Source organism: Ornithinibacillus massiliensis (assembly GCF_018310345.1).
Taxonomy (GTDB): Bacteria; Bacillota; Bacilli; order Bacillales; family Amphibacillaceae; genus Ornithinibacillus; species Ornithinibacillus massiliensis.
The window spans coordinates 283,175-296,838 of sequence record NZ_JAGXBY010000006.1 but is presented as its reverse complement, the minus strand read 5'-3'; the positions used below and the strand labels follow the sequence as shown (position 1 = coordinate 296,838).

Annotated in this window: 10 protein-coding genes; 6 read left to right on the top strand and 4 right to left on the bottom strand. The window is 36.2% G+C overall.

What is annotated here, in order from left to right:
• Positions 1 to 151: 151 nt before the first annotated feature.
• The gene (locus KGF86_RS16765; protein ID WP_211742503.1) at positions 152 to 1,804 is read right to left on the bottom strand and encodes a glycerol-3-phosphate dehydrogenase/oxidase; all 1,653 of its coding nucleotides are present in this window, start codon (positions 1,802 to 1,804) and stop codon (positions 152 to 154) included.
• Positions 1,805 to 2,272: 468 nt separating this feature from the next.
• Here KGF86_RS16765 and KGF86_RS19410 point away from each other — a divergent pair, with 468 nt between their 5' ends.
• Together KGF86_RS19410 and KGF86_RS16760 are read left to right on the top strand one after the other, a co-directional pair.
• The gene (locus KGF86_RS19410; RefSeq protein ID WP_246521655.1) at positions 2,273 to 2,749 is read left to right on the top strand and encodes a lysophospholipase; all 477 of its coding nucleotides are present in this window, start codon (positions 2,273 to 2,275) and stop codon (positions 2,747 to 2,749) included.
• A complete protein-coding gene (locus tag KGF86_RS16760; RefSeq protein WP_246521653.1) occupies positions 2,727 to 4,301 on the top strand; it encodes a hypothetical protein in 1,575 nt (524 codons plus the stop codon). Before KGF86_RS19410 ends, KGF86_RS16760 begins: the two co-directional genes overlap by 23 nt.
• 170 nt (positions 4,302 to 4,471) lie before the next feature.
• Here the strand turns inward: KGF86_RS16760 and KGF86_RS16755 are convergent, their stop codons facing one another.
• Complete coding sequence (locus tag KGF86_RS16755; RefSeq protein ID WP_211742502.1) at positions 4,472 to 7,564, bottom strand: GNAT family N-acetyltransferase; 3,093 nt, start codon at positions 7,562 to 7,564, stop codon at positions 4,472 to 4,474.
• A 541-nt stretch (positions 7,565 to 8,105) separates the two neighbouring features.
• Between KGF86_RS16755 and KGF86_RS16750 the strand changes: the two genes are divergently transcribed.
• From KGF86_RS16750 to KGF86_RS16735, 4 genes are read left to right on the top strand one after another with little or no spacing between them, the layout of a single operon-like run.
• The gene (locus KGF86_RS16750) at positions 8,106 to 9,689 is read left to right on the top strand and encodes a spore germination protein (RefSeq protein ID WP_211742501.1); all 1,584 of its coding nucleotides are present in this window, start codon (positions 8,106 to 8,108) and stop codon (positions 9,687 to 9,689) included.
• A gap of 32 nt (positions 9,690 to 9,721) precedes the next feature.
• Positions 9,722 to 10,930 (top strand): Ger(x)C family spore germination protein, encoded by a 1,209-nt coding sequence (locus KGF86_RS16745; RefSeq protein WP_211742500.1) that lies wholly within the window; start codon positions 9,722 to 9,724, stop codon positions 10,928 to 10,930.
• A gap of 2 nt (positions 10,931 to 10,932) precedes the next feature.
• Complete coding sequence (locus tag KGF86_RS16740; protein ID WP_211742499.1) at positions 10,933 to 11,184, top strand: hypothetical protein; 252 nt, start codon at positions 10,933 to 10,935, stop codon at positions 11,182 to 11,184.
• 23 nt (positions 11,185 to 11,207) lie between these two features.
• Positions 11,208 to 12,287: a GerAB/ArcD/ProY family transporter gene (locus KGF86_RS16735; protein ID WP_211742498.1), complete on the top strand. Its 1,080-nt coding sequence runs from the start codon at positions 11,208 to 11,210 to the stop codon at positions 12,285 to 12,287.
• Positions 12,288 to 12,728: 441 nt separating this feature from the next.
• On the opposite strand, the gene KGF86_RS16730 is transcribed toward KGF86_RS16735, so the two are convergent.
• Both KGF86_RS16730 and KGF86_RS16725 read right to left on the bottom strand, forming a co-directional pair.
• On the bottom strand, positions 12,729 to 13,100 hold the full coding sequence (locus KGF86_RS16730) for a VOC family protein (protein ID WP_211742497.1): 372 nt from the start codon (positions 13,098 to 13,100) through the stop codon (positions 12,729 to 12,731).
• A 125-nt stretch (positions 13,101 to 13,225) separates the two neighbouring features.
• Complete coding sequence (locus KGF86_RS16725) at positions 13,226 to 13,660, bottom strand: VOC family protein (RefSeq protein WP_211742496.1); 435 nt, start codon at positions 13,658 to 13,660, stop codon at positions 13,226 to 13,228.
• Positions 13,661 to 13,664: the final 4 nt, after the last annotated feature.

Sequence of the window (13,664 nt, the reverse complement as noted above, 5' to 3'; positions counted from 1 at the left end):
CGGACCGCCCGCGGAAAGCGAGTAACCTGCAGCGGAAATCAACAACCCTTTTATAAGTAATATCCAAAAACAAAAAACGAGGGGCTATCCTCAAAAGTCATTTTTCAATGACTTTTCGGACAACCCCAATTACACTCTTTATAATAAAAAATTAATTTTTGAATGCTGCCTCCTCTAATGCAAGCTCTAATTCTTTTTTATACAATTCGCTAGTATTGCTATCCCAATGAAAATAATCTCCCATCCAGCTTAGCACATTCTCTTTATATTCTCTTACCGTTTCAATGTCGAACAAAATCGCTCCTGTTCTACGGTTGAAAAAGTCCACAGGTGTCACTGCCATTTCATGATCTAATGCATATTGTAGCTTAGCAAATAATGATAATGGAAGATGATATTTAGCCGCGACATCTTCCTTTTCCTTCAAAATGTCGAATAGAATTGGTACATTTGAGCCATACATTTTAGCTAAATGTCTTGCATCTTCCTCTGTTAAACCAGCATCCATACCTACTGAAATTTGACTTTCTACGAATTGATTGAAATTAGCAGAGCCCCCTACATTTCCACCTGAAATAGGAATCTTCCGTGTTTCACAAGCTGAGAATAGTTTTTGCTGCTCTGCTTTAAATTTAGAAGCTAGTATGTCTACTATGCTTTCTGCCATTTTACGATAACCAGTTAATTTTCCACCAGCAATTGTTAATAATCCAGACTCAGATTCCCAAATTTCATCTTTTCGAGAAATCTCTGAAGGATCTTTTCCTTCCTCCCAAATTAACGGACGCACACCAGCCCAGTTTGATTCCACATCGTCTTTTGATATCGATACATCTGGGAACATATAGTGAATTGCTTCTAATAGATAATCACGATCTTCTGTGGTCATCTTCGGACTAACCGGATCATTTTCATAAAAAGTATCCGTTGTGCCGACATAAGCTTTTCCGTCACGAGGTATCGCAAATACCATACGACCATCTGGCGTATCAAAGTATACCGCCTGCTTTAATGGGAATTTAGATTGATCAATAACTATATGAACACCTTTAGTTAATCTTAGTACTTTCCCTTTTTTAGAGTTATCTTTTTCACGAATCGTGTCTACCCAAGGACCTGTAGCATTCACAACCTTCGTAGCTCGAATTTCATATTGTTCTTTCGTTAATTGATCTTCTACAATTGCTCCAACTACTTTACCATGTTCATAAATCAAGTTGACTACTTTAGAATAATTCAATGCTGTTGCACCTTTTTCCACGGCAGCCTTCATTACTTCCATTGTCAATCTTGCATCGTCTGTTCTATATTCTACATATATTCCACCACCAAGTAAATCTTGCTTTTTCACAAGAGGCGCCTTCTCGATGGTTTGTTCTGCTGTTAACATGTATCGTCTTTCATTTTTCTTTACCCCTGCCAAGAAATCATACATTCTTAGACCAATAGAAGTCATAAATTTACCGAACGTACCACCTTTATGAAACGGTAGTAGCATCCATTCTGGAGTTGTGACATGTGGTCCATTTTCATAAACAATGGCACGTTCTTTCCCTACCTCTGCCACTTGCTTTACATGAAATTGTTTTAAATAGCGAAGACCACCATGGACTAGCTTCGTAGAACGGCTTGATGTACCAGCGGCAAAATCCTGCATTTCCACTACTGCCATTTTCATTCCGCGAGTAGTACCATCTAATGCAATCCCGGCACCTGTTATTCCACCGCCAATAACAAGGACATCAAAGGTTTCTTTTTTCATGGTATCGATGATTTGATTACGATTTTTATTTGAGAAATTCATATCTTATTCTCCTTTTCCGATTAGCTTTTGTAATATCAAGGTATCTATTTACATCTATATACAAAAAGAGACCACAACAACACTGTCGAACTTATTTTCGACACGTTTTGTGGTCTCTTATTCTCTACCGTGATATTAACTTAATTTTATTATAACACGGTCTATACGATTTGAAAACAATCAATTTTACGTATCATGATTTAACTCTACTTAAACTAAAGATATTTACCAATTAAAATACTGTTGACAACGTTTTCACTTCATACTATACTAGCTATTAAGTTAATACATTTGTGAAGAGAACACGAGACTCACTTTTTTTCTTTGTATTTTATTCAAAGAGGGTTAAGTGAGTCTCTTTTTGTTTTTCTTTAAAAAAGATTAGCAAGGGGTGATGTATAAGTAGATAAATTGTGCTACATAACCAAAGAACAATATCCTAAAATTTTTTTATCGGGGGTAAATAATTTGAGAAAGTTTAAACATCCAGTTGTATGGGTCATTATTTCGTTACTTTTCATTTCGATAGGTAGTATAGCTGCTTATCAATTTAACAGTTCAAATGGGAAGGTTGATGTTTCTCGTATCTATTTTGATACACCTAGAGGAGAGCTTTCCGGACTCCTTTACATACCTGAAGGTGCGAATAAAGAACCACGACCTACCTTAATTGCTACACATGGATATTTGAATTCTGCCGAAATGCAAGATGCACAGGCTATTGAAATGTCGAAACGCGGATATGTCGTTTTAGCATTAGACCAATATGACCATGGACACTCAACAGGTACTATGGAAAAGCCAGTACCATTTTTCTCATTCTGGCCATATTCTATTTATGATGCAGTTCAGTATATGTATGAACAAGACTATGTATTAAAAGATGAAGCTGGTAATGGTGTAATCGCTGTCTGGCCATTCCATGGGTGGCTTCTCTTCTACTAACGCAGTTGTACTTGACGAACTCGATTTCCAAGAAAGTGGAATAAGAAAGATTCATAGTTCCTTAACCATGGGATCGGACTACCAGTGGCTATTATCACTAGGCTATACACAAGAAGATATTAATAACGCGTATGGTCCTAGATATTCTGGTAAGATTGCCGGAAATTATGATGAATTCTTCTTTGATGAAGGTGCAAGAGCGACTGGTAAAACAGTAGTTCAAAAGAATTATATCGGTACAGAAGAGGGACAAGGTTTCTTAGGAAATCCCGAAAACCCAGAAGTTGGTAAGCTATATGAAGTGGATGGTGGTGTACGAGTAATCTACCAACCGAATGAAACCCATCCATGGAATCATTTTTCCAAAACATCGACAGCATATGCCATTGATTTTTACAGTACAGCATTTGCTGATTATAGTAATTTAGTTTCTGTTGATGAAAACGGCCAGACTTGGATTTACAAAGAGTACTTCGAGTTTATTGCTTTAATCGGATTTTTCCTACTCTTTATTCCAATTATCCTATTAATCTCGAAGCTTCCATTCTTTAAGGCTATCTATACGAAAAAACCAGAACCATTACCAGAGCCTAAAACAACTGGTTCTAAATTAGCTCGCTTTATTTTATTATTGGTTGGAGGATTATTCCCTGCATTATTCTTCTCTGCCCTTTATGGTTCAAGTGCAAATGAAGCATTCTATGGAATGAGATTACTAAGACAAATTAGTTTAGTAATAGTAGTAGCATCCGCTATTTTCTTAATTTATTCCATAGCGAAGAAATCGAATAAATCGATTCGATCTGTTTCATTTATTATGTTAATGTTAAGTGTCATTCAATACTTCTATTTAAAAAATCAAGAAACCTTTATTGCTACAACACAGTTATTTGGAGCACCAACTACCAACCCGGTACTCTATTGGGCTATTAATGTAGCCATTGTCATGTTGATGATTATGGTTGGCTATCATTATATTGCCAAAAAGCCTGAAGGGGCAACTATCGCCAACTATGGTGTGAAAGCAAATATCAAATCCGTTATTGCATCCTTATTAACTGCTATTATAGCTGTCGTGATTGGTTATGCTATTCTGTATGCCATCGACGCCATGTTCAAAACGGACTTCCGATTATGGACATTAGCAGTAAAAACCTTTGAAATGCAACATATTATAGCATTATTAAAATATGCACCATTATTCTTTATCTACTATTTCATTAGTGGAATTTCAGTAAATATAAATACTACTGGTGAACGTTATGAAGGAATAAAGGGTTATATTATTTCCATCCTACATTATGTTGGGGGATTAATTCTTTACTTAATCTATCAATACGGTGTCCTATTTACTACTGGAACAGCAGGGTACCCTGAACAAGCATTATCATCCATTATTGTGATTGGACTTGTACCTGTTTTAGCTGTAGCAGCTATCTTTAATCGTTTTCTTTATAGAAAAACTGGAAATGTGTATGTAGCTGCATTCTTGAACACCATTCTAATGACATTAATCACGTTAGCGAACACTGCGCTTTACACTATTCTCTAAGAATAGATCAACTAACAGTAAAGCTGAGGTAAGGAATTATCCCTGGCCTCAGCTTTTTTTACATTTTAATAAAAACCAGAGAACCATTGGAAACTCATACTTAGTTCTCTGGTTTTTTTATCTATTTGGTTATGTCACTTCAAAATGATGATAATTGGATATGAAGAGAATTACTTATGAAAGCTAATCTCCTGTAAATCATGCTGTGCTTTATCATCAATTATAAAATCGTTGAAGAGGTAGAAGTTTGGTGTAGTAAAATGCGTAGAACCTGTAGGAACATATAACTTCTCCCATACGCTAGTAAGCATAACCTGTTTATTGATATACATTTCCCTCATTGTATTTTCTAAGTTAGAAATGAATTGGAGATGCTCCTTACTATTGTGACAACCAATGATCATATTCCGGTCAACACTTATATCATTTTCATCTTTCCCAGCCACTACTTTCATCCAATTTCCAGCCTTATCCTGTAGATTTACCCAATTATTTTCCATCACTGTATCTGGTTTAACAAATGCGAAGGACTGCCATGCTTTGTCATGGAAAAACTTACCTGTATTTTGTTCAATTTCGGACACATGGCATAAAATTGGTGCACCTGGAAGTAGAAGGAAATATTGATGCATGGTAAGTCCTTTAAATTCCTTATTTTGTTCCACGATAGTCGATAACTTGATACCTTGCCATTCATTCCCCTTACTGTCTACAAGCTTAGCAAAGTCAGCTTTGGTTGTTTCCTTGGTTAGTGAATAAGGCCTAATCGTTGCTAACCTACTGGAAATCCCACCGGCCCATGGATTCCACCATAAATTTGGTTGAAGCTTAGGGAAGGAAGAATCTAACCATTCATGACCTTTATAAGTTAAAGAATGCAGTGCAGGGAAAAATTCTGGAGTAGCCTTTATTTCCATTACGCCATTATTTACTTTCCAGCTATCCATCCCATATACATTTTCAATCTCCTGTAGACATTCACCTTTCCCATGTGAAATTACAAGCGTTTCCAGGTCTTGAATAGTCGCATCTAAACTAGCTTTTGCTTTCACAGTCGAGATAGATGGTATATCATTTGCTGGTAATTCTGCAATCCATTCCGTCTTCTTCTCTTTGCGATCTATTTTTTCCACCACAAATTCATCTTGATTAAGAAGGGAAAGTGATATTTCCCCATGAAGGTAATTGGATTTGTAATCTGTCACTTTTGCATAACCCTTTCCTCCTTGAAGAAAAGGATTATTGTTTTGTAAAGATAGTCTTACATGATTAACTGGCTTTACCTTTTTACTAAAGCTAGCTTTATTCGCATAAGCTCGGAAACTTTCGATATCATGAAAAGCGCCAAGGGAGAAAACTACTGGTTTCGTTACAAGAGAACTTCTAGGACCGATTTTCCCTAGATCATGCTCAAAATAATGGAACCAAGAATCAAAATGGATTTTACTAGTTGAGTCCCAGCAAATGCCAAGAGGATCTGATCCTTCTTTTACAAATATCCAATTCTCCGTGATGTGTGTATCTTTCCAATACTCATATGAATTACCAATGGAGTCAGTCATTTCAACCATTTCACCTTGATAAGGAATAACCGCCTTCTCTAATCCAAAGTAGATGGGCTGATTTACAAAGATAGACTCCGCAGTTTCTACCTCTCTCTTATTCTCAACCTCATAATAATTTTCTACCAGTCCCTCGCTGGATAGCTTGAGGATAAGATGTAGCGTAATAGAAGGAAATGCTGCTATCTCATAGGATATTTTTGCACCGATAGTCCCATTCTCATCCATAAATTGTATCTGATTGTATTTTGCTTTAGCCATTTCTTCAGAATAAGGCTTCCCTAGCTTCGGTGTCATTACTTGAATACTACTCTCCTGCTTTTTCCTTCCCATATCAATAGTATTATCTTTTTTGTTCAATACTGCAAAGTACTGTCCGTTGTATAAATGAACCATTTCTTCATCAATACCAAAGAATTTCGCACCAATTCCTCTTATCGGAATACCAATGAATCTTGAAAATTCAACTATTTCCCCATTCTCTTTAATAGCTTTAATTGGCAATGCCGCTTCATAAAAACCATAGCCCGTTACGATAAATGGTACAGGTACAGATTTTCTTTCCTTTGGATTCATTTCTAATTGTATTTTTTCCGCTTTGATTTCCATAATTGGTGAATCTGGAAATGTTACCTCAAAATGAATTTTTTCAGAGTAGTTATTTACTATATCTAAATAAAATATGTTTTCATTTCCTAAGAAAGCTATATCCTCTTGATAATGTGCCGTAACTTGAGCAGGATATTTGGGTAAAATACCTAGCTTAAAGGTAGCCTCTTTACCATTAATTCTAATTTTTGTCTTTACAGATGGATGTGTTCGAAGAGAATTCTGTTCTTCCTCGATGGGATGAATATAAAAGTTTTCGATAACCTCAATCTCGTCCGTAACATTAATGGACTTTTCTATAGAATACTCAATATTTTTGTCGTTTTCACCTTTTAATTCAACCTGCAGGGCTTTAGCCGATTTGTTTTTAATCGTGTATTGAATAGGATAATGGTTTCCGAATACTAATTGGTGCTCCGGTATTGTTGCTGCAATATAATAATCATCTGTTTCGATTAATCGGATTCCTCTTCCTGTTCGCTCAAACTCCATCCGAAGTGTTTGATTTTCTTTTTTCCATGCATACTCATAATAATGGAATTCATTCTCCACTCTACCATCTGGCTTCACTTCAATTTCCCTTGTACTAATATCGTACCAATTAGCATCCTTAAAGAAATCCGCTACTGCTTCAGTATGTAATACCGTGGGCATGAAGTTCATTAAATGTGTCGTATCATCCCGCTCTTCCCAGAAAAAGCCACATCTCTTATATAAGGGAACTGCCTTCGTATTCCCTGGCCATGTGTACAAATCTAGCCTAGGCCACTTTAAATGGATTGCTTCCTCCAAAGCAGTTAAGAGCAGTTGCTTGCCAATCTTTTTACCGTGATAGTCATCTCGTACATTTAAAAGTGGAATATACAATGCCCCTTCATCATCACGATATTCACTAAACCCACAATAACCAACAACCTTATCACCCTCTAGAGCTAGGAACGTGTGGATATTGGTTGAATTTCGCTCACGGAGTAAAATCGATTCTTCCGTATCTACGGTATTCGCACCACCCCATCCATCACGACTATGGTTCCACATCTCTGCAACTCTAGCAGCATAGCTTTCATCATATTTTACGATTTTGATATCCATGCATTCATCTCCTTTTTCATATAAACCCTACATCTCTTACACTCAAAACTTATCTCCCAAAAGAAAAAGAACCACTCAAACGAGAATGGTTCTTATATACTGACTCCCGATAAGGGTATATCGCGACATAATAAAAACCATAGAATGCTTCATACATCCTATGGTAGAAATTGACAGAAAAGTTCAGATAAGAGTCTAACGTACCCTATAGGTTGTATGTAGCAAGTTATTTTGTTGAGTTAAGGCAATATATACTCTAATCATGTTATACAACCCCCTTTAAAAATTCTGAATGTTTATTACTCCATTAGTATACAGAAAATTCGTTACTATGTAAACCCTATTTTTTCCAATGCATCATTTCTATCATTCTAGGTCTTCTGCTTGATAAAACAAAATACCCACCCTGCATAAATCCAAACAGAAGCTATTACGTTAAATTAATACATAAAGCCTAATTTGATGACCATACTAATGGTATGAATCTTACGGCTATCACCGATTAACGTTAGTAAAGAATACACCATAGAGGTTTGAAACAATGATTAAACGTAGACGGCATACTAAAAAGAAAAAAGACCTTCCATTCATTGAAAAACATGCAGAGGAATATCCACAAAGTATTAGTAAAAATCTATATGAAAATAGAAACCTAGTGCTAACGATACTGGGTAATAGCTCTGACATCATTACACGTGAAATAGATCTTACATTTCCCCATCAAACAAAAGCGATGATTATTTTCATGGATGAATTAGTGGATAAAGAGACTGTTCAACATTATCTGTTAGATCCTATCATTAATCATTTACATCGTGACGAGATAGTTGATGACCTAAATGAAGCAGCCACTATATATGAACACATTATGAAATCCATCACATCTGCAGAACTAACGGAAATAGACACCATTAATCAATTACTGGACCATTTACTTACTGGAGATACAATCCTTCTAGTTGATGGTTTCGAACAAGGAATTGCAGTAGGTTCTAAAGGGGGAAGTGAGCGTAGTGTAGAGCCTCCAACAACTCAGCAGGTTGTTCGAGGACCAAAAGATTCCTTTACAGAAAGCATTAGCGTCAACACTGCTTTATTACGTAAACGAATAAAGGACCCAAATTTTTGGCTTGAATCATCCACTCATGGTAGAAAAACAAAAACGAAAGTAGTGATTGCATATATACATGGCATTGTTACACCAGGCATTGTCGAAGAGGTTAAAGCTAGATTAGAGAAAATCGACATTGATTCAATTCTTGAAAGTGGTTATATCGAAGAACTGATACAGGATGAAACGTATACTCCCTTCCCCACTATTCTAAATAGCGAAAGACCTGATACGATATGTGCAGGATTATTAGAGGGTAGAGTTGCAATCCTGGTTGATGGTACACCTTTTGTTCTTTTAGTCCCGGCGCTTTTTGTGGATTTCTTTAAATCAAGTGAGGATTACTACCAAAGAAGTGATATAGCCAGTTTAATTCGAATCATACGGTATATTTCTTTTTTTCTTGCTTTACTTACACCATCTGTCTATATTGCTTTAACCACATTTCACCAAGAAATGATACCAACAACATTACTTGTTAGCTTAGCTGCACAACGGGAAGGGATACCCTTTCCAGCTTTAATTGAGGCACTCATCATGGAATTAACCTTTGAATTATTAAGAGAAGCCGGTGTTCGATTACCTTCCACGGTAGGGTCGGCAATTTCAATCGTTGGAGCACTCGTTATCGGTCAAGCCGCCGTTGATGCAGGGATCGTCTCTGCTACTATGGTTATAGTGGTTTCTTTAACGGCTATTAGTAGTTTCGTCTTTCCAAATTATAATTTAGCCATTAGTGTCCGGATGCTACGATTTCTATTCATGATATTAGCAGCGACATTTGGGTTATTCGGTATATTTATCGGCTTATTATTATTGACGTTACACTTAACTAGCTTGAGATCCTTTGGCATCCCATATTTATCACCATTTGCACCATATATATCTTCCGATCAACTGGATGCCATCATACTACTTCCGAAATGGAAACAACTATTCCGATCTCGATTAGTTAATCAACAAAATATAACACGTGCAAAGCCAAGGAAGCCAAAACCTCCTCAAAACAGGTAGTTTACATAAATTTTTTGAAGAGAGGGAACATGATGAAGAACATCAAACAGTGGTTAACTTTCTCTTTTATCCTAGTCTTACTTTCTGGTTGCTGGAGTGCACAGGAATTAACAGATATTACACTTGCAACAGCAATGGCAATTGATAAAGATGAACAGGGATATAAGATAACATTACAAGTATTAAACCCTAAGGAAATAGCTGGCGACCAGATGACTCAAAGTTCTACCATTACGACCTACTCTACTGTTGGTACTACAATTATGGAGGGGTTTAGAGGTTTAACACAAGTGCTACCGCGAAAAGTTAACTTAAGTCATCTACAACTACTTGTATATGGTGAAGAAATGGCTTATGACGGCATAGGAAAAACATTAGATGTTCTAGTGCGAGATCATGAAATCAGAACAGATTTTACTATTGCTATTGCACAAGGATTGGAAGGTGCAGAGTTAATTAGTATTTTAACTCCCCTAGAAGAGATTCCAGCCATCAAGGTAAAATCGAACATCGAGTCTTCTGAAAACTTTTGGGCACCTACAAAATCAGTTCATTTAGACGAATTAATACAATCCATTTCTACTGAAGGGAAGGAAGCAATATTAACCGGTTTATATATTATAGGTGATGTTGAAAGTGGTACCTCTATGAAAACTAGACAACAATCTGGCAATCCTACCATGATATACCTAGATGGTATTGGTGTATTTCGAGGCGAGAAGCTACAAGGTTGGTTAAATGAAAACGAAAGCAAGGGATTCAACTATATAACGAACAATGTTAGTAATACGGTTGGCTGGGTCCCGTGTGACAACGGTGGTACGATATCTGTAGAGGTAACGGATGCCAATACCGACATGAAGGCATCGTTCGTTAATGGTAAACCATCGATTGATATTACTATCGAAATTAAAGGAAATATTGGGGATGTAGAGTGTTCTATCGATTTAGCCGATCAACGGTCCATTGAAGTAGTCCAGAAAAAGCTTGAACAAAAGACGGCTGAAATTATTAAAGAGAGTGTTACCAAAGCCCAAGAATTTCAAAGTGATATTTATGGTTTTGGTAATGCAATAAAACGATCTAATCCTAAAGAGTGGGAAAAGATAAAGGATGATTGGAGTAATCAATTCCAAGAATTGGAAGTGAATGTACAAGTGCAAGTTGATATAAAGAAATCTGGTATGGTTACCAAATCTATCTATGACACAATTAAAAGAAACACAGAGAAAGTGGACTAAACATGATAAAAGCTTCTTTATTTGCAGTTATAGGTGCTTTTTTATTCTACATTGAGATAAAAGGACTTATAAAGAAGACAAAGAAGAAAAAAGAAATACTAGTATTCGTTTTCTTAATGAGTCTTTCGATTATCTTACTTTCTTTACACTTTCTAGGTATAAAGCTTCCTTATGTTGTGGAAGTGGCTGATTTCATAACGAAGCCGATCACGGAACCTCTAAAGAATTGGTTAGCAAAATTTCAGCAACCCTAACTTTCTACTGGGAGGAATAGACGTTGACAGAGAAGCTAGATGGCAAACAATATGCTGTACTGGTCATTATGAATACACTCGGGGCATCCATTATTTTCATTCCTAGTATTGCAACCACTTATGGGAAAGAGAATGGTTGGATTACATTGTTGCTTTCCACAATATTAGGTTCCATAATTATTCTACTCTATAATCAAGTCATTAAAGTATTGGATGGGAAACCATTCTTTCCTACCATTGAATCACTATTAGGGAAATGGTTCGGAACTATTATGATTCTGTTATTTACTGGTTTTGTTTTTGTTAATTCCTCGGCAAATCTATGGTCTATCAGTGACTTTGTGTCCTTACAAATCCTAATGGGTACACCATTTGAAGCAATATCATTTATGATCATCATTACGACATTAATTGCTATTAAATATGGCATTGAAGTTATTGGAAGAACCGCAGAGCTTTTTTTTCCTTTTACGATGATTAGTGCTATCTTGTTGACCTTACTCGTTATGAAAGATGCAGATATAACTAATATCCAACCCATCTTTCAGCTTAACAGAACGGCTACCATAGTAGGTATCATTCCCATTTTGTCTATCACTTTTTTAGAATTAGTCATCTTAATTGGTATATCAAGTTTTGTCAACCAACAAAAAAGTGCACGAAAAGCATTATTAGCGGGTGGGATTACAAGTGGATTGATTCTTCTTATCATTACATTTGCATGTATCACCGTATTAGGGGTGGAAGGAACCATACATTATACCTATCCAATTTATGCCTTAGGACAAAGGATTAGCATTTTCCATTTTTTTGAACGAGTAGAAATCCTAGTTGCATTTATTTGGTTCTTTACCATTTTTATTAAGCTTTGTGTGTCTTTTTATGTCTTAGCAAATGGAGTCAGTCATTTATTTAAAATGAAACATTATAAAGCCCTTTCCGTTCCATTAGCTTTTCTATTATTTTTGGGCTCTATGCTATTAGTACGGAATACACTTGAAGCTCATACATTTATCAATGGTTCTTACAGCGTTTTATCTGTAACCATTGGATTACTATTTCCAATTATTATCCTTCTTGTCCATTACATAAAGAAGGCTTGATTGAAGGAACGATGGCATAGAAAATCCTTATTTCTCAACTAAAAACGTACGACCCTAAGAGGCTGGGACAAAACTATTTCTAACATAGGATAAACCGAACATTAAAGTTAGCGCATCAAACCCGCCCCGGAAATATACTTCCGGTTGCTTCCAGTACAGGGGCGACATCTGCTCGAAAGAACCTCGCAGTGTCTGCTTTACACTTTATCACAGTATAAGTGCGACATCTGCTCGAAAGAACCTCGCAGTGTCTGCTTTACCGTCGGTCGGCTGGTGAGCCTACTCAGAGCTAACACTCCCCTGGGGTCTCACCGATGCCTTTCCTCCCACAGGAGTCTCCATATATTTCCGAGGCTAATGTAGTGATTGTCTTTTTTTATTAACTTTGTTTTCGTTTTGTCCCAGCCTCTTTCCTACGATTAGTCAAGTTATAGATTTTCTTTAATTATCATACTGTACACAAAACTTATTTCCGTCTAAGTCATAAATGTGTAAAAATTTATTACCTAAACCATCATCCACTATATCTTCAACTTGTACTTCATTATTCATTAAATGATTATAAAGATGATCGATATTCGAAGTTTGAAAACCTATAACATTATGTACCTCACCATTTTTCAAAAAATTGGCCTTCGTATCCTCTATCGTTTCATTCAAAAAAACCATTTGGCCTGATGGTAGATTTAACTGTGCAAGCTTCTCCTCTTCTGAATTCCATATTAGCTCTAAACCTATTACTTCCGTATACCAAGCTATGGACCTTTGAATATCCTTGACAGGGATTTCATTAAAAAGAATTTGCTCTAACACCGCAACTATTCTCCTCCTTTAGCTATTCTTTAGGAAATTATATTCATCATTTTTAAATAGACCTATTATTATGTTTTTCAAGATATGCTTAATATTTAACTTCTTTTATTTCTATCCGTATACTTCTATACTATTTCACGCATTGAACCTAATACGATGTTGTATCCATCAGGGTCTTCGATATATGCATTTTTAAATTCCCACTTACCATGCTTACCAATAAACGGTTCCACTGATATAGTTCCACCCTTACCACGTACTTCTTCAATAAAAGAGTCCAAATCGTCCCAGCTTATATGAATATATGTATCCCATCCGAAATCTGGCCCTTCCCACTCTGTAGGATAATCAGAACGTTTTTTGGATATCGCGTTTGGTCGAACATCCTTTTCAGAATTAGATTGTTGGAGAATGACAATAAATTCATCTCTTTCTGCATGCCCCCAGTTATCCACCTTACACCCAAGAACATCACGATAATATCTCAGTGATCTTTTCAAATCAGAGACTAATCGCACTTGAATAGTTTTCCCTAAAATAGGTTTTGATCTTTCCTCCATCTCA